Here is a 26,337-nt window from a genome sequence, read left to right as displayed (position 1 = left end):
GTTTGCGCGCAACGACGCATCGTTGCTTCACTAGTTTTGCATATGCATGCATCCCCGTGCGCGAGCCACGTCGTTCTATCTCGTGAATTGCCGCCGGCTGGAAAGGGTGTTCGTTTTTGTGCCACGCCGACGGATCGCAGCGATCTATCGGGCGCCGGCAGCTTTATTTCATTTAAGGGATAGCCATGGCAACTAGCGCAATTTCGTACCTTCCTGCGACATTCACCAAGACGCCGGAAGCCTTGCAAGAAACGCCGGACTCCTCGCAGGGAGACTTCGCCTTATGGGAAAAAGAGTGGAAGGAAGTCAATTCGTCCTCGGGCGCCAGCGGGAGTTCGAGCGCGAGTTCCGCGGGCAGTTCGCTGGACAGCGGGATGATCAGTGCGCTGTTGCCGATCCTGTCCGCCTTGATCGCCTGGATGAGTAAGGCGATGTCATCGGATGGCGAAAGCGGTGGTGATAACGGTGGCGGCGTCATGCAACCTTTGAGCTACTCCACCGGCGGCAGCGGCGGCCAGGGCGATCCGAACGTTCCCAAAGTCAGCGGAGACAACCCGGCGGCGATTGCTGAAGGTTTGAAGGGGCGGTCTGCCGACTCGATCGTGGCGAATCAAGACGTCATGATGGACCACGGCATCTCCGATCACGAAGACTGCGCGAATTTTGCGTCCGGCTGTCTCGTCAAATCGGGCGAGATTTCAGCGTCGCAACATACGGACAGCGTCGCGACGCTTCATGATGAACTTCTCTACAAGGACGGCTGGCACAAAGAGAGCAAGGGTCAGGTGAAACCGGGCGACATCTGCATCATTGGCGGCGACCAGCACGTGGAGATCGTGGCCGGGATCAAGAACGGCCAGGTCGAACTGGTGGGTTCGAACAATACGCGCGCGGACGGAAGCCAACAGGTCGGATTCGACGCCTCCTCTGGTAACCGGGGCAACGTCGAATTCCTTTCCAAATAGCAGCAGTTCGGCGCGCATCACCCGCGCGCCTGTCACGCGCGACTCCCCGGCCTCGAGACCCGAGTCGCGCGGTAGTAATCGAGGTTGCTACTAGCACTCCATCAGATTTCGAGAACTCAAAAAGGAGACGCGTATGGCGTCGCGAAAAGTTTCTGGTCCGAACTCATCCGGCGCCGCTCGATCGTTGACAACAACTAACGGCTCGACCTCCGACCCGGGTGCTACGCCGCCGCTCATCGCGCCGGAGGTGCCCAGGCGAGCGGGCTTGCTGCGTGGGCTTCGCAGGCACAAGGGCAACGATGTTGCCGACTTTTCCGCTGATTTCGCGCGTGCCGTCGATGCGCATTTCGAAAGCGCGGCCGGTTATTCGTCAGTGCCCTTTGGTGACGAAGGCATATTGGCGGACGAGGAATTAACGCGCCAAACCATCGTTTCGTGCTTCCCGGGATTCGACGAGACGAATCCCGAGCATGCCGAGCTTGCATCGACGCTGCTCGGCATGGAAGCACCTACCGGGCAGCGTTTCTCGAACGCCGTAATGGTCGCATTCGTTCTGGCGAACGCAACGCACCAAGATCCTGATCGCGCAGCGGCGGCCGTGCGCAGTTGGCATCATCCGGAGCATGCCGACGTGACGACGCAGGCCGATATCTTCGAGGCCCACTGTCTGCTAGCCAAAACGCCGTTGGGTTGGAAGGTGCTCGAGCAGATGGCGCCGTCGCCTTGGGTGAAAGCGGACGATACCGACGAACAACGGCTGCGGACGACGACCGCGCTGAGCGCGGCGGGACATTTGCTGGCGCACGGCGCCCCGACCGAGCGCCTGACCGGCCTGGAAGATGCCGCCATATTGGCGCAGCAGGCGCTCCGTCCCGACACCCCGGGATTCGAGCGCAACGCCTTGGCGGCCAGGGCGCTGCTTGCCGCGCAGTCGGACGATCCGACCGATGAGCAACGCGAAGCCACGCTCCTGTTTCGCAGTGAGGGCGTGGCGGACACGGTCACCCTGTCTAACGTGCGCAAAAAGGTGAGGGGAATACTCGGTCGCGGTGGCCAACCGCCGCGGTGGATCGCACGGGCATTCAAAGGTGAGCCGTTTCCGGTCAATGATCAGCGGCTCATGGATGCCCTCGCGCAGCAGACCATGAGCGGCATTTCACAGCATGCGCGAGCCCGATTGCCGTCAGCTGGCCAGACGCCGGTCAACCTGGACGCCGATGCGATTCTCGATGCGGCATGTGTCGCCAAGCTCACCGTCATGAGCGAGCGAATCGACCGCAAGGGGTTTCGTGCCCCCATGAAGGTCGGTCGTCTTGCAGCAGGAAAGATAGAAAAGGCGACAGCCGAGTTGCTGCATGTCGACCGGAAAACGCTGCAAAACCATCCGGTGTGGAAGGACATCGCCGACGATGTTTCCGAGCCGCTTGACATCGAGACGCTTACTTCGTTGGCGCGCGTGCGGGACCTCGACAACGATCCGGTCGTCGGGGATCAGATTAAAGCGCTGACCAGGCTGAACGAGGGCTGGGCGAGCCGGGCCGAAGGGTTTGGCAGCCTCCTCGGCCCTATGGAGCCGGGGTCCGAAATCGAATTTTCGGCGAGTGGCGTTCGCGGCACGAACGTAACGGGATGGGCTAATTTCGTTGCCGACGCGCTTAGCTACTTGCCGTGGGTGCCGAGCGTCTCGCCCTTGCCTACCGTCGCGCGTCTGCGTGGGCGCGAAAGCTCCGTCTCGCTGCGCACGGACGAGGGGCCGGATGGGGCATACGTCGACATCACGGTTCGTTCTGTCGATCGGCGCGTGCGCACCAACGTGATGGGGCTGGTCGCCCAATGGAACCTCCTGCCGAAGGTCGTCACCGGGTATGCGGTTGGCGAAATCGGACTGCATTCGGAGGAAGCGAAAGGCGAAGTGGTGACCATCCGCATCACGGGCGACAAGGGCGATACGTTCGACGAAGTGAAAGCGCGAGCGGGCAAGGCAATCGAAGCGCTCGCGCAGGGATCGTGGGAGGGACTGACCAAAGAGGCATGGTTGGATCCTCACGTTTCGGTCATTCCGGGCAGCGTCGCGGAGAAGTCGAAAGCGAGGTTTGCGTTGTTGACTGGGCTCGCGGGAGTCAATGTCCCTTACCATCCGACGAACGGCTGGCTCGGCCTCGGGCTACAGGCGGGGCTTTCGCGAGGAAACAAGTCCAGCCGGCAGCAGGGCGAGGCAAACATCACCAGTTTGGAGGATGACTTCGCGAAAAGCCGCGGCTTGTTCGGCGTGAGTCAAAACGTGCCGGGGGCGTCGCTCGGCACACACGGTACCGCTGCGGGACCGGTTACCGGCAGCTTCGGGCTCGGCGCGTATTTCCATCCCTTGAAGAGGCGCCATGAAGGGCTGTTCTCCCGCAATCTGACACTCAGCATGGACGACACCGGCCGGGTGTTTCGCCAGGTCACGATGGATCCGGAAACCTACGAGAAATGGCGGACCAATCAGTCTGGCAGCGCTGTGCTGGCGCCGCCGCTCGCTCCCGATTTGGCGCTGCCGCCGGGCATGCCGCTTGAGCGCGGCGCGCGCAGCGTCGAGGTTCGACAGTATGCCAGGCCGGAAGAGCAAAGGAAAATGGCTGATCTTCTCGATCTCGCGAAAACGATAACGGCGGCCGGGGGTGATTCTGGAATGGTTTCGGCCGCCATGCGCGACGCGGTGGCCGGCGAGAATTTCTGGGGCGACTACCAGATCTCGGAGCAGCGCACCGTGCATGCGGAAGTGGCCGGTGGTCCGGCAGCTTATGTCTATTTCCTGAAGGCGATCCGGGGCATGAAGATGCGATCGAGCGAGCGTGTCAGCGCACCGGTACGCCCCAACAGATTGGACGGCACGACGCCGGCGGAAAGATTGACGCCGCCCGAACAACTCGCGCGGTTACGCAAGAAAAACGAGCCCACGCGATTCGCGCCGGCGGCGCCGGGCTTCAAGTTCTCGCCGATGCAGGAGCAGTTGCGCACTGTGTTCAGTCGTTACCCGAAAGCGTGGCGAGTCGAACCGAAACTCGTGCCGACGCATGCGGATACCTACGGCGATCTTTTCAAGTTGGTGCAGCTTCGTACCGACATCCATCCCTCGGACAGCGCGATCGGCCAGCGCCTGAAGGCGTTCTTCGACGGCGATGACAGCATTGCGTTCATTACGTGCGTGCCCAAGCGCGACCCTGCGAACATCATGAGGGACTTCAACAAGCTCAAGGCGGACTATTGGCTCAAGAAGACGGGGCGGCTTGGGGGGGAGGACGTCAAGATCGACGAGCTCGATCTCGACTCGCTTCGAGTCTGGTCCGAGTTCGATCCGACAGACTTCCTCGAGGCGAACTTCACCCGACAGGTGCCTCCGGGTGAGGCCTGGAAGTATGAACCCTATCCGGCCGTGCCGATGGGCGCGCATATCGAACGGATGCGGGAGCAAAACGTCACGGACATGCGTTTTCCGCCGATGGGCGCATCCACGAGAGCGTTGCCTTATCAACCGCAGCCCGTGCCTTCACGCCGGTTCTGGTTTGCTCGCTATGGGTGGGACAGCATTCCCACAGTCAAAGGTCTGCTGGCCGCCGGCAGATTCGACCGCGCCCGCATTTGCCTGGACAACGATGCTTTCGAAATCGAGGAGACGGGGGAGGTGCATAACGGCAACGAAACACAATACAGCGGGCGCGTGCAGCCCATGTCGTTTACGCTCAATGCCGGTGACTATGCGACGGCCCTCGGTGATGACAGTCACCTGGTGCCATACCTCCAGGCCATGATGATCGAATATCGAAATCGTCAGAGAGGGATCGACGAGATCACGGCCGGGCACGTGTTCAACGGTATCGCGATGACGCCGGAGGGCGGGGTCGTACTCAGGAACAGGGACTATGCGAACGGACCGCGTCCGGAGGGCTTTGTCGAGGATGTGAGAGCCGCACGGGAAGGGTTGAAGCAAGGCATCGATCCCGAGTTCGTCTACGCGCACTTCCGACATAGCGCCGCGAGCGGCATTGATATGAGCCTTGCGCATAACAATCCGGACGACGGTCGCCCGGAATTGCCGCTCATGGCCTCCCTGCAGGAAAACGCGCACCTCGCCCAGGCGGAAGGGGTCATCATCCGCGCACTGAAAGCGGCCGGACATCACGACATGGCTGAGCAGGTTCAGCAAGTGCATGACCTGCGAATCAAGGCGCTTCGAGACGCGTTTATCGAGAAGACGCCGGATGGCCGGGTCAATGTCGGCGCCTACCTTCGCCTGCGCGAAAACGAGCTTCACCCGCTAGACACGGCGGAGATCGCCAATGCGCTTTGGGCGGGCATCGCCACAGGCGAGGAAACGCCGGAAGCCGTCGAGGCCATCACGGGCATGCTGGAGCGTCTGACCACGCCAGGCGGTCTTGGATCGACAGCGGCGGACCTGAGCCCGGAACAATGGGACACGCGCAAGCGGATATGGGCAATGCACAACCTGAAGGCCGTCGAGGGTTTCGAGCGTATCGGCGAACACGAGAAGGCCAGGTCGCTTGCAATTGCGTTCACGGAAGGAGCTTGGGCGACCTACGTGCTGACGGGGCATACGTTCGAGAAGAATGGCTACGACGGTACGCCGGGCGGTGGCGGCGAGTACAAGGTCGAAGCCGACATGACGATGACCAACGAGGCGCTCGCCTACTTTGCATCGCGCTATCCGGAGTGCCAGGCGATCCTCGATCGTCCGATGCAAGCCGAATCGACGCTGCAGCACCTGCGCGAATTCCAGGCAAAGACGCATGCCTATCAAAACGCGCATGGCCTGGCTAGATCCGATGACGATCCATTGAATCTCGCCATCGAACAGCTCGATCTCATGGCGCAGCAGCAACGCCAGATGACCGAGCGCATGAGGTCGGCCTTCCGGCGCCCCGGCGAGTAGTAAGCGCAAGCGTTTGAGCAAACGCTCGCTGTTGTCCGGGTTGACCGAAAACAACCTGCCGAAGAGTGAATAGGAGAACGAGATTAATGTTTAAAGCAAAACTGTCAGAGGTCGCCGCGCGGCTGTCGGCAAGAGCGAGTCAGAAACCTGGCTTCTCAGTCGATCAGCACTGAGAGGTTAAGTTAAGCATTCGCATCTGCATCCATTGAATAGAAATTCGGACCGGCCGGCAGTTTCGACGGCCGTCTTGCCGAAGACTTGCGTTATCCATCAACCCTCTCTTTTAAGGATATTTATATGGGAATTGTTAGTCGCCTTGCTTCTGCTGTTACGGGCAGAAGCGGTTCTTCGTCCTCAGACACGAGCGGCACCCAGTCAACCTCGTCCGGCGGAAACCCCACGAAACGGGAAACGCCGGCGCACCTCGCTGATCTGCCGGGTCAGGCTGAGGCGGAGGAAGCCGCAAAGGATCAGTTCAAAGGATCAAGATTCAACAACGGCCATCGCCGTATCTAGGCATGCAGCTAAATGGACGTTGCCACGAGGTAGATGCTCTTAAATGTCCGGAGCTCCGGCCTGAGCAGGTTCGATGAGCGTCGGGAGGTCCGCCTAAGCGTTCACGTTCTGCTCAATCAAGCGAGTTTGAACGTGCGCATTCGGAGGACGGGGCGGGTGCAGGGCTGAGCGTATTGATCGAGCAGCCCGCATCCCTTCGCGGAGGCAGCGCGTGCTTCGCGGCAACCGCATGCACATCGACCATCGACGCGCATGATCTCTCTCTCTGATAAGAGAACTGCGCGATTCGATTCATGCCCTTTTTCATTCCGAATCCCGACGAAAGCCATCCAGCCCCAGGCTTTCCATCGGTTACTTTCTTAAAGAACGCCATTGCGCGCCCCAACATTTTCGTCGGCGATTTCACTTACTACGCGGACCGCAACGGTGCGGACGCCTTCGAGCGAAATGTGCTGTATCACTTCGAATCAATCGGCGACAAGTTGATCATCGGGCGCTTCTGCTCGATCGCCGCAGACGTCAGGTTTCTGATGAACGGCGCCAATCATCGCCTCGATTGGTTCAGTAATTTTCCGTTTCATCTATTTGCGCAGGACCCGCAGGATATTCCCGGAGCGAAGCTCCAAAACAAGGGCGACACCGTGATAGGCAACGACGTTTGGATCGGCAATAGGGCGACATTCCTACCCGGCGTGCAAGTCGGTGATGGCGCCATTATTGGCGCCAATGCCGTGGTCACCGCCGACGTTGCCCCTTATGCGGTCGTGGGCGGCAACCCGGCGCGCGTGCTTCGCTATCGGTTCGACGAAGAGACGATCGCCACGCTCAGGTTGATCGCCTGGTGGAATTGGTCTCCCGGGAAGATTGCACGGCATGTCGCGGCGCTGTGCAGCTTAGACCTCGACGCGCTGGTTCACGCTCAATGAATCCTTTGCCGAACAATGTTCGCAGTTCACTTGCGGCATTCAGCGAGCCGAATTCAACTGTGGACAGCATTATCCCGTTGATTCTAGGCAACGGCACGAACGATCCCTATCCGATCTACGATCATCTCCGCAGGACTGAACCGGTGTATCGAGACGCCAGCGGCGTATGGCTGATTTCGTCCCACGAGATCATCGTCAGAATCCTTCAAAATTCCGACCAGGCGTTTCGCACGCAAGTGACCTCGAAGCACCCGGCTTGCCTGAAGGACATGATTCTGCTGCAAGGTCAGGCGTCGCACGATCGGCTGCGCAGGCTGATGACGCCGCTTTTTTGCGCCGAAGCCGTGAGCGATCTTCAAGCGTTCGTGACTCAGGACGTGGCGCACCTGCTTGCACCGCTTGCGCATTTGTCGCGATTCAATCTTGCCGAGGTCGCGCTGGAGTTGCCGATTCGCACGATTTGCCGGATGCTCGGGATTGCGCCACAACAATCGTCCGTCTGGCTTCGTGCGTCCGGCCCGGCAATGCAATTGATGGGTTCACTGTTCCTGACCGACGCCGAACGTGCGCATCTGGAGCAGGGCACGCAGCACTTCGTCGAGATGTTGGAATCCTATATCGACAGCGTCGATCGGGACGCGACGCCAGACCATCCGGTCAGCCGCTTTCTCCGGCTCGAAGAACAAGGGGAGATCAGCCGCTCGGAAATAGTGGGTAACTTTCTCTTTCTGTTCGTCACGGGTTTCGTCACCACGACGGTGTCGATCGGCAACGTGATCGCGCTTGCACTCAGAGACCGGAGCATTTGGCAAAGGTGGTGTGCCGACCGCTCGTCGATCCGCTCGACAGTACGCGAATTGATGCGCTATGACACCGCCGCGCACGCGATCATCCGATATGCCTCTCGCGATATCGAACTAGGCGGCCGGCAGGTTAGGCGCGGCGACAGGATCTTGTTGTTGCTAGGGGCCGCCAACCGTGACCCTCACGAATTCGAATCTCCAGATGAAATCGACCCGAATCGAAAAGAGGGGCGCTGGTTGACGTTCGGGATAGGGGCTCACGCTTGCATTGGTCGGATGTTGTCGATCATGCAGATCGAGGTGCTCGTCGGCGCGCTCATCGATTGCATGCCCGAGCTCAGCATCGACGAAGACAAGAGCAAGCGTTGCCAAAACGGCCGGGTGCATGGTTATCGAGCGCTTTGGCTGAACAATACGCAGATGGCGGAAATCCCATCGTCCCCTTGATCGAAAGTGCAAGCGGACTCGCGGCTCGGTGATCTTTCGTTCGAAAGGGACTGGCGGATTCAACCGGCCCCGCCAGCGGATGCCGAATGAAGCTGTGCGATTTTTTCTCGTTCTTCGTTCCAGTGAAGCGGCCTTCGTATGCGGAATGATCTAGCGCGTTCTCCCGCGCTAGAGTTTCACGAACCCGTTTCAGGGCTCCATATCACTATTTTTTCGTCATTTATTGGTGCGGCCGGTGATCCCAGCTGAAGAGCGATTTCGAATTCAGGCATTCGTGTATCGCCGCCGTACCAGAACATTCTCTCGACGCCGGTCGCAAGCAGCGACAGATGCGTTCAAGCGGGAAGCTGTAATAGCGACCGCGGAAGAACGTCTGAGCATGCAAGTCGTACTCGTAACGATGGTCGTCGACGAAGCGCTCATCGCGCGAACGCGGCAGCAAACGGAATCGATAATGGATCAACAAACTTCGGGCGGTAATCGAAATGTCCAGGGTTAGAAGAGGTGCTGGCGCAGCGGATGCGGCCGGTCATGGCGCAGGCAATGGCGCCGGAAAGTCAAAATCGGTGAAGGCGAAGGCGTCCAGGCAGGCCAGCTCGCCGGAACTGAGCGGCATGGACGCACAAGCGCTCCAGAGCACGAGTCCTCCCGCGGATGCCTCGCGCGCCACGCGGCGGCGCATGAACATCATCCGCGCGAAAAAGGAAACGGCGCCGGTCGAGACCGCTTCAGTCGGCTTTACGTCGGAGGAGGCGATCGACGCACTGATCGACCACTTGCTGGCTCAACGCGAAGAACTGGGTATCGTGCCGCAGCCGCTTGTCGTGCGCGAGGATCTGAAGGCGAATTTACGCAAGGGAGAACGTTTACCGTTTTTGCCCGACCACGAGGTGTGGACGGGCGTGCTCGAGCGCTCGGGAAAGGTTCAGTCCAACGACCCTCAACTGATTCGGTTAATGGAGCAGGTCGACATGTCGAAGGTTGATCTCACCGACATACCGAACGTGGGTTTGCCTATTGCTGTGCGTGCAAGGACCCCTGCGATAACCGACGAGTTGCAGACGTTTCTCGAGGGAAGAGTCATCGAACACTTCGGCGCGGAAGGCGAAATCCCGCTGAGTAACAAAGGGAAATTCCCGCTGCGCAAGAAGGACGATACGTTCGAGTTTCAGGAAACAGTGGCCTGGCCTTTTTTCCGCGAGCTCATCGCGGGTAGGCCGCCGATGCTAGCCAACCGCCACTTGGTCGACGAAATTGCGGTACTGCCAGCGTATGAGATCGTCGCTCCGGGAGTGGGGCAAGGAACACTTGATGCGTTGACCAAGCAGATGGCGGCAAAGAGACTGCAACTGTTAGGCGTCGATCTTGCCGAATTGCAGTACTCGGGACGCGCCGACCCCATGGATACGGTGCGCGTTCTGTCTCTGTCGACATTGGGCGGCACAGGCGGAGACCTGGTCATTCGAGCGGTGTTCCCCGAGGACCTGCCGCCGGGCACCGGAGCCTACATCGCGGCGAGCGCTGCCCGCACCTTTGTGCTCGTGATCGCGGACGCTGTCGACAACTTCATCGGCGAGTTGGAAACGGCGCGCGGAGATTTGGCCGCGAACAATTTGACGCCTTCGCTCAAGGCATTGACTGGCCAAGAGAGTTTGCGTGACGTCGCGATGAAAGTGGTAAAGCGTGAGGGCATTTTCAATGGCGATGGCGGTATTTTCGCCAGACGCGCGGTCAGGGCCGGCATGAAAGGCGCGGGTACCGGGGCTGCGCTTGCCTTCCCGCTTGGACTCGTGCTTTCCACGCCCGACATGAATCCCGGGTTGAGAGCGGCGCTTGGCGGTGCGTTATCGGTGGGCTCGGCATTGTCGATTCCGTTCGATTTCCGTGAGGCCGTGAAGCAGGTCCAGTCTGCTGCGTTGGCCTTGATGGATGAGGGCAGGATCCCGCAGCCCGAAGGCGGTTTTGCCAACGAGAGCGAGAAAACCGAATACGCTCGCGCCATTGCGGTTCAAGAACTCGTGGCTCGGCAAAGCAACAGTTCTTCCGCCAAGGCGTTTTCGGCGAGTTGGCTCGTCAATGCGGGGATATTGGGAACGGAAATGATCGGTGTTCCCCGCGCGGTGGCGGAGCCGGCGTTTGTGGGGCTTTCGCCCGTCATGGAAAACCTGTTGAAGGCGGGATATACCGTTGCCGATCTCAAGCGAGGGCGTCCCAACAAGATGGACGGCCTGAGGCAAATGGTGCTGGCCAATCCAGGCCAGATCAATGGCGCGGACGAGGAAAAGCATTTGGCGCATGCGTTTGCCGGCCGCTGGCCCAAGGGCGTCGCGCAATTCATTACCAGGGGCGCCAAGGCGCCTCAGCAGGGACCGGCGGATGCGGCGGCATTGTCAACGTGAGCGGAATGGAACGGCCCGACGGCTGGTGTGACGACTATCAGAAAGCGGCCGCCGGATTTTGGATGAGTTCGACTAATTCGCGCCAGGCGACGAATCGGGCAGCGAGATGTTTGCGATAGAGCGAAGCGCGTAGCAGATGGCGCTTGAGTGCGAAATGTTGCCGAATCGGCCGGAAGCACGAGAGAAATTGCTGTGTGCGTTTCGGGTCGCCCAAGCTCAACTGAAAGCGAAAATACCAGCGCACGGCGCAACTGACGACCGCGGTTGGAAAACGGTGGCCATGTTAGAACGATTTAGATTTCTTCATCTCGCCATCTTACGTGACCGGACCGACAACCTGACAATGCCGGACCACGTCACGCGTTGCGCCGACGTAGCGTGGATGCATTGCATTGCATCACCCGGTACGCAGCGGGTCGGCTTGCGCGGAGCACGCGCAGGCAGACGCCCTCAGGTATCCGGTTGCGATCGAGTTTAGCGGGGACAGTCAGGAGAGAACCGAGGGCGCCTCGTAGCGTCCGGGACACTTTGACGGCTGGCGGCGCGCCCGACTACGAAACGCCCAAACGGCGCAGCGTTGCCGCTGCCATGGGTCTCTTACACCGTGACGCGCCGCGCGGCCAGATAGGCGAGTTGCGCGCGGTTCTGCACATTGAAGATGCGTTCGAGCATCTGGATGTGATAACTGACCTTGTGCAGCGAGGTCTGCAACGCGTCGGCGATCTCCTGGTCGGACAAGCCTTGCACGAGCCGCAGGAGTACCGCTTCCTGCTCGGGTTCGAGCGCGATGACATGCGTGGACCTTATGCGCTCCTCCAGAAACGGCTGTGCGAAGCGATGCACGGCGAGGCTGACAGCGAGCGCCGTGCCGATCACGCGATCGTTGATCCAGTCGGAGTCGTGCAGTTCGGAGGTGAGCCCGACGCTGACGTTCAGACCGAGTTGCGGAGCCGACAGGCTGAAGATCACGCCGCTATTCATCGCATGCGCCCGCAGTGCCGCGACGAGTGCGAGCTTGCGCCGGTCGCCGCTGCGTTGCGCGTCCTCGTCGATCTGTTCGAGCCGCCACGCGACAGGGAAACCGCTTTGCTGCACTTCGGCGAAGCGCGGATCGACTTCGTACCACATGCCCTTGAAGTACGGTTGCGCGAACGACACCGGCGCGAGGTCGCGCAGCAGATGAGCGTACAACATGCGGCTGCCGATCATTTCGAAGGCCCCGTAGCTCAATGTACTGAAGCCGGCCTGCCGCAACTGCGTGCGGTATTCGCTGAAGTCGGTGAGTGATGGGTCGAATTTTCCGGCCGCTTTAGTGGAGTCGGTAAAAACGAAGTGATCAGGCGTGCGATTTTTCGTAGTGGCTTGCGTGATGGCAGCATTGTGACGCGGCTTCATGTACGCAAGCACATCGGCCTGCGAAAACCATTCGACCGCGGGAGAGCCGTCTGACGGTGTCATTGGGGTGGGTTTCCTCTTGTTCTAGTGGACTACGAATCAAACCCCGGCACGTCACTGGTCTTTTTTATTGCTTCTTCCACGCGCGCTTTGCTTGCGCTATCGTTCTGCAATGATATTACGATATGTTTCGTGAACGGTCAGTGGCTATTTGAAAACCCTGCGCGCCGCAACGTTTTTCTTATGTTTATCTCGTCACCGTTTTTCGCGCCGTAGTTCGTGCTGAGCGAAATCTGCGCCGCTGCGTTGAGGAACCGATGTCTGACATTGCGCTAAGCGAAGATAACCCTGTAGACATCCCGCCGGCGGCGAGCGCTCCTGGCGCGTCGCGCGACGCGATGCAGCGCGCGCGTGCGATTCCGGTGGTCTGGTACAACGACTCTAAACCGGCGGCGGTCGAGCAGAAAGATGCGCCGCGCCTCGGCGTGGCTGACATGCTGGCCAGTGCGCAGAGCGAGGCGGAGCGCACGCGCATTGTCGCGAGTTTGCTGCATCTGACGGGCTTCTCGACGTTCGCTTATTTCGCGCTCGAATTTTCCCGTGAAGGCGTGCAGCGGCTCTTTTTGCATGAGGCGTTTACGCCCTCGACCTATCGCGGCGAGTATGTGGATCGCCATCATGTCGATGTCGATCCACGCACCTTCGACGCACGCCGCTGCAACATGGCAATCGTGTGGGATCTGCGCAACCTGCGCCGGCCTGGAGGTCACGATGTGTCGGCGCCGCCCGAGGCACTCGACGACTTCCTGCACACCATGCGCGACGACGGCATGTGCAGCGGCATCATGTATTCGATGGCGATGCCGGGCACGCGGCTGCATGCATTCATGAGCTTCACCGCGCCGCGTCGCAGTCGCGAATGGATCACGCGGGTCACCGTGGAGCAGGCGTTGTCGATCGGCTTGTCGGTGCACAAGTTCGGCTCGCCGAAGTTGATCTCGGCAGCGCGCGAACACTCGGCGCACGGACTCACCGTGTTCGAGCAGAAGCTGCTGACCGGCATCGCGGAAGGCGCGTCCGATAAGGAAATCGGCAGAAGACTCGACACGAGCGCACACAACGTCGACTACCACCTGCGCAAACTTCGCAAGCGCTTCGGCGTGGCGAACCGGATCGAACTGACCTATCTGACCTCGAAGATGGAGTTGATTTGAGGGTTTGCCGGGGCGCGCTTTGCTGGCGTCGATTGTCCTGTTGAGCAAGCGGTGGGAAATGATTTGAAGGCATGGAAGAGGGCGCTGCGGCGCCCTTTTTTATGTGTGCCGGGATGCTCAACAACCGCGGTGATCTTGTTGCACCGGCCGGTACTTCCGGCTCGTTGAGCGATTCCACGTTGTCATCGATACTGTATGAATGTACAGTATCGTGCGTGGACGGCCAGTGAGCGGAAATTCATTGGGCGTGAACGGGCGCGAGGACATGGGCTGTGCTGAACCTCGCCTCGTTGGGTCGTGAAAATTTTCAGATGCGTGGGCAAGCCCGCATCGATGCGAGGAGATTCTTCGAAATGTCTGCGTCACCCATTCAGGCGCGCCATGCCTGAGCAACTCTGGCTGCCCGGACTCGAGGCGCCACCTGTGCCAACAGACGGCCTGTTCTTTGCCGTCTTTCCAGATACGCGCACGGCAACGGGGATTTCGAAGCTGGCGCAACAGCTCTGCTCAGAGACGCGCTCGAAGAGCAAACCTCTCGCGGCCAACCGTTTGCACGTCACGTTGCTACACCTCGGGAATTTCGCGGGCGGCTTGCCGCCCGCGCGGGTGGATGCAGCCATGAGCGCGGCTGCATCGATCAGCATGGAGCCTTTTAGCGTCGAGTTCGACAGCGCGGTCAGTTTTGCGCTGAAGCCGCGACCGGGGCCGCTGGTGTTGGGTGGAGGCGAGGGCGTCGTTGGACTCCACGCGCTTCACGATGCACTTGGACTGGCATTGCAGAACGCTGGATTTGAGGATCGCGCAGTCTCGCCGAATACGCCGTACACCCCGCACGTGACCCTCGCTTACGGCATGCCCTGGATTGCAACACGTCCTGTCGAAGCCGTCAGTTGGAACGTGCGTGAATTTGCGCTGGTGCACAGCCTGCTCGGCCGTACCCGGCATGTCGTGCTGGCGCGTTGGGCATTGACGGCCGGGTGAAGGCACGGGTCCGCGTTGGCCTTCGTGATGCGATGCGGTGCAGGGGCGGTTCGTTCACGATGAATCGCGAAGGCGTTGCTGTGGACTAGAACCGCATGCCGGTTGCGCAACCGCCGGCAAAGCCGCCGCCGCTTCCACCCGCACCTCCGCAGAACACGCCGCAGCCTGATAGCGCAACCGACATGGCAATGGCCGTCATTGTCGCGCGTAGATATCGTTTGAAAGCGCATTTTCGAAGCCGCGCTGTCAATGCGCTCAGGCGCGGATCGCAGCGCGCGGCGCAAGCTTGAAGTGCCGTGTCGAAGCGGTGGTCGGTGATTCCGGATTGCATAACGTAAGTGGACTCCATGAAAGGGGCAATGGCAGGGCCGAGTGGCCGTTTTCGCGGTGCAAGCCGAAAGATATTCTTAGGTTTTTGCGGGCGCGAAGCGGCGGCGCCGGCAACCCTCCACCCTAGTCCACACCATGCGCCCCTCAAATACGCAGAATCTGAAAACCAGGGGGATTCGTCGGTCAGACAGCCAGAACCGTCGCGCGCTCCCTGATAGAATGCTTGGGCCGCAACGTAGTGGACTGCAGATGAAATTGCTTGATGCGTTAGTCGAACAGCGTATTGCCGCCGCCGCCGCGCGCGGTGAGTTCGATGATTTGCCGGGCGCGGGCGCGCCGCTGCCTCTCGAGGACGATGCACTGGTCCCGGAGGAAGTGCGCGTCGCCAACCGGATTTTGAAGCATGCGGGCTTCGTGCCGCCGGCTGTCGAGCAGCTACGCGCCTTGCGCGACCTGCAGGCGGAGCTCAATGCCGTGAGCGACCGGAGCACCCGCTGCCGTCTCCAGGCGCGCATGCTGGCGCTCGATATGGCGCTTGAATCGCTGCGCGGCGGCCCGCTGGTCCTGCCGCGCGAGTACTGTCGCCGCATTGCCGAGCGGCTGTCGGAGCGCGTCGGCAACCTTTACATGGCCGATGCGGGTTCGCAGTGAGCGAGCCGCTTGCCCGCTCCGCCTCGCGAGATCCGGGGTCTGTCGAGTCCGGCGAATCGGCTGAGGCGGCAACACTGCCTGCTGGCCACGCCGGGTTCGTTGATCCCGACGCTCTAGCGCCCGCGGCGTGTGATCCAACGCCAACCGCGGCCGCCACGATGCTGATCGATACCCCCACACCTGACGAATCACCCGCACCGCTTGTGTCGGAGCGTGATCGTCGCTTCATGGCGCTCGCCCAAGCCGCAGCCGAAGAGGCTCGCGCAGCGGGCGAAGTGCCGGTCGGCGCGGTGCTCGTGCGGGGCGACGAAGTCATCGCCAAAGGATTCAATCATCCGATCGGTGCGCACGACCCGTCGGCGCATGCTGAAATGATCGCCTTGCGCGCAGCCGCGCAAGCTGTCGAAAACTATCGTCTGCCGGGCTGCGAGCTCTATGTGACGCTGGAGCCTTGCCTGATGTGCGCCGGCGCGATCATGCACGCGCGTATCGCACGCGTCGTGTTCGGGGCGCGCGATCCGAAAACCGGCGCGTGCGGCAGCGTTGTCGATGCATTTGCGAATCCGCAGTTGAACCACCACACCACGGTGACCGGCGGCGTGCTCGAAACCGAATGCGGCGCCGCGCTCAAATCGTTCTTTGCCGAGCGGCGGCGCGCAAGCCGGGAAGCACGCGCGGCAGCACGGAGCGAAGCGCATGTCGTTGCCAGTAGCGAAGCACACGCCGGCGTGCCCGTCGAAACGCACACCGAAACGCACACCACAGCACGCAGCGAAGCACACGCTGAAGCCCATCCCGACTCACGCCTCGACGCACACGCCGATGCACGCAACGAACCGGGGCCGGCTGAGCCGCTCTAAAACAACAACGTCCAACAGGTCTTGCCAATGACCGTCCATCGCACCATTGAGTTGATCGCGCCGTCCGGGTATCCGCATGATGCCGAGGTGTTGCATCGCGCGTTGCATCGCTTGCATGCGCAGGGGCATCGCGTCGAAGGTGTGGAGGCGACGAAGCGCCGTTACCAGCGCTTCGCCGGCACCGACGGCGAGCGTGCCGCCGATCTGAACCGGCTGGCGGACCCCTCGCGTGAGTTGCCCGACATCGTGCTGGCCGTGCGTGGCGGCTACGGCGCAGCGCGCATTTTGCACGGACTCGACTACGAAGGGCTGCAACGGCGGTTGACCGATCAACCGGTCGCGCTGGTGGGGCATAGCGATTTCACCGCGGTGCAGCTTGCGTTGTTGGCACGCGCCGGCGTGAAAACTTTCGGCGGCCCGATGCTGATGAGCGACTTCGGCGCGGAAGATCTGAGCGAGTTCACCATGCAGCACTTCTGGTCCGCGCTGACCCGGCCGACCATGACGGTGACGAGCAATGTGCCGCAAGCGCAGACCGCCGATGTAGCCGGCATGTTGTGGGGCGGCAATCTGGCGGTGGTGACATCACTGATCGGCACGCCATACATGCCGCCGGTACAGGGCGGCATTCTGTTCCTCGAAGACGTCAACGAGCAGCCGTTCCGGCTCGAGCGGATGCTTTATCAATTGCACCTCTCCGGCATCCTCGCGCAGCAGCAGGCGCTTGTGCTCGGCGATTTCTCTGGTGGCAAACCATACGAGTACGACAACGGCTACGATCTGCACGCAATGATCGAGCAGGTGCGCTCGGTGATCGGGATTCCGGTCATTACCGGTCTGCAATTCGGCCATATTCCCAACTTGCTGACGCTGCCGGTCGGCGCGGACGCGCACCTCGTCGCCAACGCGCACGGGTTCAAACTGTCGTTATCGGGCTATCCGACCCTTGCCTGAAACGATGTGGGGTAGGGAAGCGGGCATTTGCCCGCTTTCTTTTTGAGCCACATACGCAACTAACGGTCAATTATTAAGGGCAACTCCTAACAGAACGGCCCCATGGCGGTCTCTCACTTTGTTGACAAAAACCGTCTCCAATAGACGACCATCCCATACATTAATTAAACTGGTAGTGAAGCTGAGTAAGGCCTGCGCTGGCTGTCCGCCAAGCCACAGCACGGCCCGGGCATCACGATTGTCGAAATTAAAGACAAAAATTGTTGACAATCTTTATGTCCATCCTATGATGACAACCATACCGAGACGCACATCATGTCCGACACAGATTCCGCCGCCGCGAATGGTCCGAAAGCCGAAACGATCGCCGAGCGCATCCGCGCCGCGATCCTGGAGCATCGGCTCGCGCCTGGCGCCAAGCTGACAGAAGCACAGTTATGCGAAGTATTCGGCGTGAAGCGCGGCCCGATCCGGCAAGCGCTCGCGCAACTGGCCACCGACCACCTCGTCGACCTCGAACCGAATCGCGGCGCGTTTGTTGCCAGCCCGTCGTTGCAGGAAGTGCATGAAGTGTTCGAAATGCGCCGGATCATCGAACTGGCCGTGGTTGAAAAGATTTGCGGCGGTCATGGCCTGCGTCGTTTGAAGAGCATCGGCAGCATGATCGGCCGTGAACGCAAAGCGTTCGAAACACGTGATTTTCCGGCGTGGATTCGCATGTCGGGCGAGTTCCATACCGAGTTGGCCGGGCTCACCGGCAACGCGGTGTTGTGCGACTGCCTGAACGGACTGGTGGCGCGCTCCACGCTGATTTCGGCACTGTACGAGTCGCTCGGACGCAGCCCTTGCTCGTTCGAAGATCATGAAGCGATTCTCGCCGCGCTCGACGCCGGCGATGCCAAAGAGGCGGCGGCATTGATGTCGCGCCATTTGCAAAGCGTCGAGTTGAAGATGCTGGAGCGCCCCGCACGTGGCGCGGCGGATCTGCATGAAGTGTTTGGCGCCCTTGGCGGCGCATCGAAGGAAGCAGCTAGACCCAAGTCCGCGCCAGGCTGAGGCAAGCGGCCGGTGTGCGCCCGTTGCTGGTGCGCGCCGCACTGAATTGAACTGAACCGAATCAGGCGTTGCAAGGCGGCTCTGCGTGAGCGCTGCCGGCTTGCGCACGCGTGGCCGTCACGGGATGACAGCCTTGGAGTAGTAGCGCATCGCCGGGAATTCGCGGCGACAGGCGGTGCGATAACCACAAGTACATCAAGTACGGAGACATCCGCGGCACGGTTAATCAGTCGGCTCGAAGCTCCCGTTTTCCAATCGGGGAGAAGAGGGTCGCTGGCATGGCCGATGCAACGTCCTTCGATTCGCTATCGATGGTCCCTATCCCAAGGAGGAATCATGGCCCAGTTCAGTGCAGCGCCCGGCAATCCCGCAATTCCCAGTTACGCAGACGGCGGCGCGCCCAGCGATCCGTCGATGCCAGCAGGCTACAGCGAAAGGCTGTACAACGAAGATCTGGCGCCGCTGCGTCATCAGACCTGGGGTGCGTACAACATCTTCGCGTTCTGGATGTCGGACGTGCACAGCGTAGGCGGCTATGTATTCGCGGGCAGTCTGTTCGCGCTTGGGCTGACGAGCTGGCAGGTGCTGATCGCGCTGCTGGTCGGCATTACGATTGTCAACCTGCTCTGCAACCTGATTGCCAAACCGAGTCAGGCGAACGGCGTGCCTTATCCGGTGGCCTGCCGAGCGACGTTCGGCGTGCTCGGCGCGAATATTCCGGCCGTGATTCGCGGCTTGATCGCGGTGGCATGGTACGGAATCCAAACTTATCTGGCTTCGAGTGCGCTGGTGATCGTGGTGCTGAAGTTCGTCCCGCAACTGTTGCCATACGCGGACATGCATCACCATGGTTTCATGGGCCTCTCCACCTTGGGCTGGGCCGGTTTCATGTTGCTGTGGGTCCTGCAGGCGCTGGTGTTCTGGCACGGCATGGAGACCATCAAGAAGTTCATCGACTTCGCCGGCCCGGCGGTCTATGTGGTGATGTTCATTCTCGCGGGCTACATGGTGTATCGCGCAGGATGGCGAAACATCGGCATCAACCTGGGTGGTGTCAAATATCACGGCATGGAAGTGGTGCCGGTGATGATCACGGCAACCTCGCTGGTGGTCTCGTACTTCTCCGGACCGATGCTGAATTTCGGCGACTTTTCGCGCTACGCCAAGAGTTTTCGCAGCGTGCGGCGCGGCAACTTCTGGGGCTTGCCGGTCAACTTCCTCGCCTTCTCGCTGGTGACGGTGGTCACGACCGCGGCAACGTTACCGGTGTTTGGTCAACTGATCACGGACCCGGTCGAAACGGTGGGGCGTATCGACTATCCGACCGCGGTGATTCTCGGTGCGCTGACCTTCACGATTGCAACGATCGGCATCAACATCGTCGCTAACTTCGTGTCGCCGGCCTTCGACTTCTCGAATGTCGCGCCGCGTCTGATCAGCTGGCGCGCGGGCGGCATGCTCGCGGCGGTGGCGTCGATTTTCATTACGCCGTGGAACCTGTTTAACAATCCCGCTGTAATTCACTATACGCTCGACGTACTGGGAAGTTTCATTGGACCGTTGTATGGTGTCCTGATCGTTGATTATTTCCTCGTGAAGCGTCAAAAGATCGTGCTCGATGATCTTTACTCGGTTTCACCGAGCGGCTCGTACTGGTACAAAAACGGTGTCAACTACCGCGCGGTGGCTGCCTTGTTGCCGGCTGCGGTCATCGCCGTGATCTGCGTGATGGTGCCGACGCTCGACGGGCTGGCCAATTTCTCGTGGTTCATCGGGGCTGGATTGGGTGCTGTGTTCTACCGCGTGCTGGCTCGCTGAGCCGGTGCCGCAACAGGAGTCGCTATGCGCATCAAACTGATCAATCCGAATACGACGCAACGCATGACCGAGGCGATGGGCCGCTGCGCGCGCGATGTCGCCGCACCCGGCACCGAGGTGATCGCGGTCAATCCGACAATGGGGCCGCCATCGATCGAAGGCTATTACGACGAAGCTCTGGCGACACCCGGTTTGCTGGCCGAGGTCATCGCCGGCGAACGTGAGGGCTGCGACGGCTACGTGATCGCCTGCTTCGGCGACCCCGGCTTATACGCGGCACGCGAGTTGGCGCGCGGTCCGGTGATCGGCATCGCTGAAGCGGCGATGCACGCCGCAAGCGTGCTGGCGCCCGGGTTCTCGGTGGTGACCACGCTGGCGCGTACCTGCGGCATGGCGTGGCATCTCGCCGAGCGCTACGGCATGAAGCGCTTCTGCCGCAACGTCCGCGCGACCGACGTCGCCGTGCTCGATCTCGACAAGCCCGGCTCGGCGGCGCGTCGCATCATCCTCGACGAATGCCGGCGCGCGCTGGAAGAGGACGGTTCGGACGCGATCGTGCTCGGATGCGCCGGCATGGCCGAATTGTGCGCGGAGATCGAAGATGCGCTGGGCGCGCCGGTGATCGAGGGCGTGACGGCGGCGGTCAAATGGACCGAGGCGCTGGTCGCGCTGCGGCTGTCGACAGCCAAGCGGGGCGACTATGCGCGGCCGCTGGCCAAGCGTTACGACGGCGCACTGGAAGCCTTCAGTCCGACCGATGCGGACCCAAATCCGCAGCCACCGCGCGGCTCAGCCGCGAGCGGCACGGAAAGTGCAAATTCGAGTGGTTTACTGCGGGTAAACACCACGGAACGCCCGGTGGGGCTGGCTTCGCACATACATCCAGTCTGACACGCACTATCTGCCCGGGTGTATGGGCGCACCCGGGTGTTTTCGCTACACTGGTCCCACTCGGCGCTGGTACCTGAACGCTATTTTGCTGCTGCTTCTGGTGCCGCTTTTTCAGGGCTGTTTCCGCCCGCGCCGGTCTGCTTGCGAAGCAACAACAGCAGGAAAACGCACGCAAACCCACGTGCATGTCACGTGAGTGCCGCGCGAATTTTACGGTCCGTCTCCACGCTTTCGTCAAACCATGCCACTCGACTCGAACTATCCACGTGATCTGATCGGCTACGGCCGCCACCCGGTGCAGGCGAACTGGCCGGGTCGCGCGCGTGTCGCGGTGCAATTCGTCCTGAACTACGAAGAGGGCGGTGAAAACTGCGTGCTGCACGGCGATCCGGGCTCGGAGCAGTTTCTGTCGGAAATCGTCGGCGCGGCGTCGTATCCGTCCCGTCACATGAGCATGGAGTCGATCTACGAATACGGCTCGCGGGCAGGCGTGTGGCGCATCCTGCGCGAATTCGAAAAGCGCGGCCTGCCGCTCACGGTGTTCGGCGTCGGCATGGCGATCGAACGGCATCCTGACCTGGGCCGCGCTTTCGTCGAGCTCGGTCATGAGATCGCCTGTCACGGCTATCGCTGGATCCACTATCAGGACGTGTCGCCGGAAAAAGAGGCGGAGCACATGCGCCTCGGCATGGAAGCGATCGAGCGCATCACCGGCGAGCGGCCGCTTGGCTGGTACACCGGCCGCGACAGTCCCAACACGCGTCGGCTCGTCGCCGAATACGGCGGCTTCCTGTACGACTCGGATTACTACGGCGACGATCTGCCGTTCTGGATGGACGTCGACGTGACGGGCGGCGCCAAGACCCCGCAACTGATCGTGCCATACACGCTCGACACCAACGATATGCGCTTTGCAAGTCCGCAAGGCTTCAACACCGCGGACCACTTCTTCACGTACCTGCGCGACGCATTCGACGTGCTGTACGAAGAAGGCGATGAAGCACCGAAGATGCTGTCGATCGGCATGCACTGCCGTCTGCTCGGCCGTCCGGGGCGCTTCCGCGCGCTGCAACGTTTCCTCGACCATATCGAACAGCACGATCGCGTGTGGGTGACGCGGCGCGTCGATATCGCGCGTCACTGGCGCGAACATCACCCTTACCAACAAAACAACCGCGGGGCAGCGGCATGAAGGCGATGCAATACACTCTGGATCAACTCAACAGCACCTCGACCGACGCGTTCGTCGCAGCGCTGTCGGGCATTTTCGAGCACTCGCCGTGGGTCGCGGAAATTGCCGCGCTGCAACGGCCGTTTGCCAGCATCGACGAACTGCATAGCAAGATGTCGAACATCGTCGAGACGGCCGGTGAAGAGAAGCAACTGGCGTTGATCAATGCCCACCCAGAGCTCGCCGGCAAGGCTGCGGTGCGCGGCGAACTGACGGCCGAATCCACGCGTGAGCAGAGCGGCGCGGGCCTTGCCCAGTGCACGCAGGAAGAATTCGACAGGCTGCTGGCATTGAACAGCGCCTACCGCGAGAAGTTCGGCTTTCCGTTCATCCTCGCGGTGCGCGGTTATGACCGCCACGGCATCATCGCGAACTTCGAGGCGCGCGTGAACAACAGCCGCGCCGACGAATTGCGCGCGAGCCTAGATCAGATCTACCGCATCGCACGTTTCCGGCTCGACGACCTGATCGACGCGTAAGGTTTCAACTACGCGTCGCGGACCTCGAACCGAAACGTTTTTTCAGTACCAACAAACATTAAGGAAGACAAAGATGGCACTCCCGATTCTCGACCCCAACGCACCGGAATTCACGCGCCGCTATGTGAACCTGGCGGACCCGCGTCTGGGCGCGCAGGCGCTCGAGGCCAGCGACGATTTCTTCGCACCGAAGGAACGCATGCTGAATCCGGAGCCGGCCGTCTTCATTCCGGGCAAGTACGACGACAACGGCAAGTGGATGGACGGCTGGGAAACACGCCGCAAGCGCGCCAACGGTTACGACTGGTGCGTCGTGAAGCTCGCGCGTCCGGGCGTGATCAAGGGTCTTGACCTCGACACCAGCCACTTCACGGGCAATTTCCCGCCGGCGGCTTCGGTTGAGGCTGCGCGCGTCGTGGACGGCGTGCCGAACCAGTCCACGCAATGGACCGAAATCGTCCCGTCGACCACGTTGCAAGGCAACAGCCACCACTATCACGAAGTCAGCGACACGAACGCCTACACGCACCTGCGCGTGAACATCTACCCGGACGGCGGGATTGCGCGTCTGCGTGTGTACGGCCAGCCGCAAGTCGACTGGGCAGGCGCCAGCCGCACGGAGCAGTTCGATCTGGCCGCAATGGAAAACGGCGCGTATCTGGTCGCGGCGAACAACCAGCACTTCGGCGCTGCATCGACGATTCTGATGCCGGGCCGTGGCGTGAACATGGGCGACGGCTGGGAAACGCGTCGCCGCCGTGAACCGGGCAACGACTGGGCGATCGTCGCGCTGGCGCAACCGGGCGTGATCAGGAAGATCGAAGTCGATACGGCCCACTTCAAGGGTAACTATCCGGACCGTTGCTCGATCCAGGCCGCGTATGTAACGGGCGGTACGGACAGCTCGCTGATCACGCAAGCCATGTTCTGGCCGGTGCTGCTGGGCGAACAGAAGCTGAAGATGGACAACCAGCACTATTTCGAAAGCGAAATCGCTGCGCTGGGTCCGGTCACGCACGTGCGCTTCAACATCATTCCGGACGGCGGCGTGTCGCGTCTGCGTCTGTGGGGCACGCTCGCATCATGAAAACGCTGGCGATCGAACCGTTGACGAAGGAAGCGTTCGCCGCATTCGGCGACGTGGTCGAACTCGAAGGCGCGAAGCAGATTCCGATCAATCTCGGCACCACGATCCGCTATCACGACCTTGCGAAAGTGGACGTGACCGACGAGAACGGCCGCACGCTGGTGAACCTGTTTCGCGGTCAACCGCGCACGTTGCCGTTCGAAGTGAAGATGCTCGAACGTCATCCGCTGGGTAGCCAGGCCTTCGTGCCGCTGAACGACAAGCCGTATCTGGTGGTCGTGGCGCCGGCGGGCGAGCTGGACCCGAAGCAGATTCGTGCGTTCGTGACGAGCGGCTGGCAAGGTGTGAACTACGCGAAGGGCGTCTGGCACCATCCGCTGATCGCGTTGGGCGACGTGAGCGACTTTATCGTCGTCGATCGTGGCGGAGATGGACTGAACCTGAACGAGCAGGATCTGGCCGAGTCGCTCTGGCTTACCGAAGATGCGTTGAGCGCGGTGACCGTTTGAGGTCGTTGCCGCAGGTTGCTTTAGCGTAGTACGTTGAGCAGCTTAGTCATAAAAAAGCCCACAGTGCATGCTGTGGGCTTTTTCATTTGCGGGCTATCGCACTGAGGGGCGCGACTTAGTACGTCGAGCCTCATGAGTCCGCGTCCGGCATGCGTTGTTCAGCCAGAATATCTTCGAGCGTCCGGCCGTGACCGTGGGCGACGAACTTGAGGTCGTAGCCGGCCGCTTCGAGCAGGCGCACGAGCACGGACACGCTCATATCGTTTTTGGCCAGCGTTTCCATACGCGCGACGGTGGTGCGCGCGACGCCTGCGCGGCGCGCCAATTCCTCTTGAGACAGGTGGCTTTCGCGCCGAACGGCCTTCAGCATGTCCGATACGTCGGCGAGATTGGTCATTTGTAGCCCCAGGGCATCAAATTGGCAAATGTTAGCCATATTGTAGCCCATAAGGCACAATGTGTTATTTTTATTTTGTGCCTTATGGGCTACATTTCCTGAGAATTCACAGATCTTGTGTCTCCTGGGCTACAATTTGGATTGTCCTTCTGACAACCCATCCGAATCGAACGATCAACAAAAAAGCGGGCTTCCCGCTCACGCGAAAAGCCCGCTTCATGTTCTGCCAAGGTCCTGCAAAGCCGGGTGCAACACCCGGCCAGTGCCTTACTTCACCGCACCGCCTTCGAACCACGCGGCGATCTTCATCCGCTCGTCGTCAGTCATGTGCGTGACGTTGCCCAACGGCATCGCCTTCAAGGTCACTGCCTGCTGGTAGATCCGCTGTGCGTTCTGCGAGATCTCGTCCGGCGTATCCAGCAACACGCCAGCCGGGGCGCTGCCCATCATCGTCGGATGAGCGGAGTGGCATGCCACGCAGCGTTGTTGCAGCACCGGCGCGATATCGGCCACCTTGATGCTCGGCGCGTTCGCAGCTTGTGCTTGCGGCACGACCGGCTTCGGCATCGTCGAGAAGAGGGCGGCGAACATCAGCACGATACCAACCAGCGGCAGATACCACAGCACCTGGCCACGGTGACGCATCACGAAGAACTGGCGAATCAGCGCGCCGGCCAGCATGATCATCAGCAACACGATCCAGTTGAACTTATTCGTGTACGTCATCGCGTAGTGGTTCGACAGCATCGCGAACACCACCGGCAGCGTGAAATACGTGTTATGCACCGAACGTTGCTTGCCGCGCTTGCCGTAGATCGGGTTCGGGGTCTCGCCCTTGAGCATTGCGGCAACCATCTTGCGCTGACCCGGGATGATCACGAAGAACACGTTCGCCGACATGATCGTTGCCAGCATCGCGCCCATGATCAGGTAAGCCGCACGGCCCGCGAAGATATGGCACGCCAGGTACGCCGCGATCACCACATAAATGCCGACGCAGATGCCGAGCACCTTGTCTTTGTTGCCGAGCAGACGGCACAGCGAGTCGTACACGATCCAGCCTGCAGCGAGGAAGCCGAGTGCCGAAGCAACCGCGACGACCGGGCCCATGTCGAGCACGTTCTTGTCGATCAGGTACGTGGACGGCGAGAGCAGATACAGCACCGTGAAGAGGCTCGCGCCCGACAGCCACGTGGTGTACGACGGCCACTTGGACCAGTGCAGGTCGTCCGGCATTTCCGGCGGCGCGACGGTGTACTTCTGCATGTTGTAGAAGCCGCCGCCGTGCACGTGCCACAGCTCGCCGAACACGCCGCGCTTGCGCTGGTTCGGGTCCGTCGGCGGTTTCAGGCTGTTGTCGAGCGCGACGAAATAGAACGATTCGCCGATCCACGCGATGGCGACGATGACGTGGAACCAGCGCAATGCCAGGTTCAGCCAGTCAGTGATAAAGCCTTCCATGAAACTCCTCCACTTCTGATTCGTTGTACGCGCAACG

At 60.9% G+C, this 26,337-nt stretch carries 20 protein-coding genes and 2 pseudogenes; 17 read left to right on the top strand and 5 right to left on the bottom strand.

What is annotated here, in order from left to right; all coding sequences use genetic code 11:
• Positions 1-242: 242 nt before the first annotated feature.
• The 5 genes from KHO33_RS27735 (at position 243) to KHO33_RS27715 (ending at position 10,986) form a co-directional block, all read left to right on the top strand.
• Positions 243-965 (top strand): hypothetical protein, encoded by a 723-nt coding sequence (locus tag KHO33_RS27735; RefSeq protein WP_211629236.1) that lies wholly within the window; start codon positions 243-245, stop codon positions 963-965.
• A 133-nt stretch (positions 966-1,098) separates the two neighbouring features.
• Positions 1,099-5,895: a trehalase family glycosidase gene (locus tag KHO33_RS27730; RefSeq protein ID WP_200566098.1), complete on the top strand. Its 4,797-nt coding sequence runs from the start codon at positions 1,099-1,101 to the stop codon at positions 5,893-5,895.
• A gap of 809 nt (positions 5,896-6,704) precedes the next feature.
• Positions 6,705-7,337 (top strand): CatB-related O-acetyltransferase, encoded by a 633-nt coding sequence (locus KHO33_RS42825; protein ID WP_200566097.1) that lies wholly within the window; start codon positions 6,705-6,707, stop codon positions 7,335-7,337.
• Positions 7,338-7,606: 269 nt separating this feature from the next.
• Positions 7,607-8,587 carry a cytochrome P450 gene (locus KHO33_RS27720; protein ID WP_211629235.1) on the top strand — a complete coding sequence of 327 codons (981 nt, stop codon included), beginning with the start codon at positions 7,607-7,609 and terminating at the stop codon, positions 8,585-8,587.
• Positions 8,588-9,267: 680 nt separating this feature from the next.
• A complete protein-coding gene (locus KHO33_RS27715) occupies positions 9,268-10,986 on the top strand; it encodes a hypothetical protein (RefSeq protein ID WP_200566095.1) in 1,719 nt (572 codons plus the stop codon).
• 37 nt (positions 10,987-11,023) lie between these two features.
• On the opposite strand, the pseudogene KHO33_RS42190 reads toward KHO33_RS27715, so the two are convergent.
• The 3 genes and pseudogenes from KHO33_RS42190 to KHO33_RS27705 form a co-directional block, all read right to left on the bottom strand.
• Positions 11,024-11,194, bottom strand: a pseudogene (locus KHO33_RS42190) (IS6 family transposase); the annotation flags it as partial.
• A pseudogene (locus KHO33_RS43115) lies at positions 11,192-11,293 on the bottom strand (IS6 family transposase); the annotation flags it as partial. The pseudogenes KHO33_RS43115 and KHO33_RS42190, both read right to left, overlap by 3 nt.
• Before the next feature lie 290 nt (positions 11,294-11,583).
• Entirely contained in the window at positions 11,584-12,444 is an 861-nt protein-coding gene (locus tag KHO33_RS27705; protein ID WP_200566094.1) for a helix-turn-helix transcriptional regulator, read from the bottom strand.
• A gap of 254 nt (positions 12,445-12,698) precedes the next feature.
• Between KHO33_RS27705 and KHO33_RS27700 the strand changes: the two genes are divergently transcribed.
• From KHO33_RS27700 to KHO33_RS27645, 12 genes are all read left to right on the top strand, one after another.
• Complete coding sequence (locus KHO33_RS27700) at positions 12,699-13,595, top strand: helix-turn-helix transcriptional regulator (protein ID WP_200566093.1); 897 nt, start codon at positions 12,699-12,701, stop codon at positions 13,593-13,595.
• A gap of 381 nt (positions 13,596-13,976) precedes the next feature.
• On the top strand, positions 13,977-14,576 hold the full coding sequence (locus KHO33_RS27695; RefSeq protein ID WP_200566092.1) for a 2'-5' RNA ligase family protein: 600 nt from the start codon (positions 13,977-13,979) through the stop codon (positions 14,574-14,576).
• A 579-nt stretch (positions 14,577-15,155) separates the two neighbouring features.
• The gene (locus KHO33_RS27690; protein ID WP_200566091.1) at positions 15,156-15,557 is read left to right on the top strand and encodes a DnaJ family domain-containing protein; all 402 of its coding nucleotides are present in this window, start codon (positions 15,156-15,158) and stop codon (positions 15,555-15,557) included.
• Positions 15,558-15,715: 158 nt separating this feature from the next.
• On the top strand, positions 15,716-16,417 hold the full coding sequence (gene tadA, locus KHO33_RS27685) for a tRNA adenosine(34) deaminase TadA (protein WP_234480664.1): 702 nt from the start codon (positions 15,716-15,718) through the stop codon (positions 16,415-16,417).
• 27 nt (positions 16,418-16,444) lie between these two features.
• Positions 16,445-17,371, top strand: coding sequence for a muramoyltetrapeptide carboxypeptidase (ldcA, locus tag KHO33_RS27680; protein WP_200566090.1), 927 nt, complete (start codon positions 16,445-16,447; stop codon positions 17,369-17,371).
• A gap of 315 nt (positions 17,372-17,686) precedes the next feature.
• Entirely contained in the window at positions 17,687-18,427 is a 741-nt protein-coding gene (locus tag KHO33_RS27675; RefSeq protein ID WP_200566089.1) for a GntR family transcriptional regulator, read from the top strand.
• 336 nt (positions 18,428-18,763) lie between these two features.
• Positions 18,764-20,245 carry an NCS1 family nucleobase:cation symporter-1 gene (locus tag KHO33_RS27670; protein ID WP_200566088.1) on the top strand — a complete coding sequence of 494 codons (1,482 nt, stop codon included), beginning with the start codon at positions 18,764-18,766 and terminating at the stop codon, positions 20,243-20,245.
• Positions 20,246-20,269: 24 nt separating this feature from the next.
• A complete protein-coding gene (locus tag KHO33_RS27665; protein WP_200566087.1) occupies positions 20,270-21,136 on the top strand; it encodes an aspartate/glutamate racemase family protein in 867 nt (288 codons plus the stop codon).
• Between the two features lie 241 nt (positions 21,137-21,377).
• Positions 21,378-22,328 carry an allantoinase PuuE gene (puuE, locus tag KHO33_RS27660; RefSeq protein WP_093639823.1) on the top strand — a complete coding sequence of 317 codons (951 nt, stop codon included), beginning with the start codon at positions 21,378-21,380 and terminating at the stop codon, positions 22,326-22,328.
• Positions 22,325-22,846 carry a 2-oxo-4-hydroxy-4-carboxy-5-ureidoimidazoline decarboxylase gene (uraD, locus tag KHO33_RS27655; protein WP_054035318.1) on the top strand — a complete coding sequence of 174 codons (522 nt, stop codon included), beginning with the start codon at positions 22,325-22,327 and terminating at the stop codon, positions 22,844-22,846. Before puuE ends, uraD begins: the two co-directional genes overlap by 4 nt.
• 73 nt (positions 22,847-22,919) lie before the next feature.
• Positions 22,920-23,933 (top strand): allantoicase, encoded by a 1,014-nt coding sequence (gene alc / locus KHO33_RS27650; protein ID WP_054035319.1) that lies wholly within the window; start codon positions 22,920-22,922, stop codon positions 23,931-23,933.
• Positions 23,930-24,442 (top strand): ureidoglycolate lyase, encoded by a 513-nt coding sequence (locus KHO33_RS27645; RefSeq protein ID WP_154566196.1) that lies wholly within the window; start codon positions 23,930-23,932, stop codon positions 24,440-24,442. The genes alc and KHO33_RS27645 overlap by 4 nt, the downstream gene beginning before the upstream one ends.
• 130 nt (positions 24,443-24,572) lie before the next feature.
• On the opposite strand, the gene KHO33_RS27640 is transcribed toward KHO33_RS27645, so the two are convergent.
• Positions 24,573-24,839, bottom strand: a complete 267-nt coding sequence (locus tag KHO33_RS27640; protein WP_054035321.1) for a helix-turn-helix domain-containing protein — start codon at positions 24,837-24,839, stop codon at positions 24,573-24,575.
• Between the two features lie 267 nt (positions 24,840-25,106).
• Positions 25,107-26,300, bottom strand: coding sequence for a urate hydroxylase PuuD (locus tag KHO33_RS27635; protein ID WP_054035322.1), 1,194 nt, complete (start codon positions 26,298-26,300; stop codon positions 25,107-25,109).
• Positions 26,301-26,337: the final 37 nt, after the last annotated feature.

It is taken from the genome of Paraburkholderia nemoris (assembly GCF_905221015.1).
Taxonomy (GTDB): Bacteria; Pseudomonadota; Gammaproteobacteria; order Burkholderiales; family Burkholderiaceae; genus Paraburkholderia; species Paraburkholderia nemoris.
Note: the sequence above shows the minus strand (reverse complement) of the source record. Positions and strands in the feature narration are given on the sequence as shown.

Bases quoted from the DNA above. Each gene is read 5' to 3' on its own strand.
- tadA (WP_234480664.1), top strand. From the start codon at position 15,716: ATGCTGATCGATACCCCCACACCTGACGAATCACCCGCACCGCTTGTG.
- KHO33_RS27665 (WP_200566087.1), top strand. From the start codon at position 20,270: ATGCGCATCAAACTGATCAATCCGAATACGACGCAACGCATGACCGAG.
- KHO33_RS27645 (WP_154566196.1), top strand. From the start codon at position 23,930: ATGAAAACGCTGGCGATCGAACCGTTGACGAAGGAAGCGTTCGCCGCA.
- KHO33_RS27670 (WP_200566088.1), top strand. From the start codon at position 18,764: ATGGCCCAGTTCAGTGCAGCGCCCGGCAATCCCGCAATTCCCAGTTAC.
- alc (WP_054035319.1), top strand. From the start codon at position 22,920: ATGGCACTCCCGATTCTCGACCCCAACGCACCGGAATTCACGCGCCGC.
- KHO33_RS27635 (WP_054035322.1), bottom strand. From the start codon at position 26,300: ATGGAAGGCTTTATCACTGACTGGCTGAACCTGGCATTGCGCTGGTTC.
- KHO33_RS27715 (WP_200566095.1), top strand. From the start codon at position 9,268: ATGAACATCATCCGCGCGAAAAAGGAAACGGCGCCGGTCGAGACCGCT.
- uraD (WP_054035318.1), top strand. From the start codon at position 22,325: ATGAAGGCGATGCAATACACTCTGGATCAACTCAACAGCACCTCGACC.
- KHO33_RS42825 (WP_200566097.1), top strand. From the start codon at position 6,705: ATGCCCTTTTTCATTCCGAATCCCGACGAAAGCCATCCAGCCCCAGGC.
- puuE (WP_093639823.1), top strand. From the start codon at position 21,378: ATGCCACTCGACTCGAACTATCCACGTGATCTGATCGGCTACGGCCGC.
- KHO33_RS27695 (WP_200566092.1), top strand. From the start codon at position 13,977: ATGCCTGAGCAACTCTGGCTGCCCGGACTCGAGGCGCCACCTGTGCCA.
- KHO33_RS27690 (WP_200566091.1), top strand. From the start codon at position 15,156: ATGAAATTGCTTGATGCGTTAGTCGAACAGCGTATTGCCGCCGCCGCC.
- KHO33_RS27700 (WP_200566093.1), top strand. From the start codon at position 12,699: ATGTCTGACATTGCGCTAAGCGAAGATAACCCTGTAGACATCCCGCCG.
- ldcA (WP_200566090.1), top strand. From the start codon at position 16,445: ATGACCGTCCATCGCACCATTGAGTTGATCGCGCCGTCCGGGTATCCG.
- KHO33_RS27675 (WP_200566089.1), top strand. From the start codon at position 17,687: ATGTCCGACACAGATTCCGCCGCCGCGAATGGTCCGAAAGCCGAAACG.
- KHO33_RS27730 (WP_200566098.1), top strand. From the start codon at position 1,099: ATGGCGTCGCGAAAAGTTTCTGGTCCGAACTCATCCGGCGCCGCTCGA.
- KHO33_RS27705 (WP_200566094.1), bottom strand. From the start codon at position 12,444: ATGACACCGTCAGACGGCTCTCCCGCGGTCGAATGGTTTTCGCAGGCC.
- KHO33_RS27720 (WP_211629235.1), top strand. From the start codon at position 7,607: ATGATTCTGCTGCAAGGTCAGGCGTCGCACGATCGGCTGCGCAGGCTG.
- KHO33_RS27640 (WP_054035321.1), bottom strand. From the start codon at position 24,839: ATGACCAATCTCGCCGACGTATCGGACATGCTGAAGGCCGTTCGGCGC.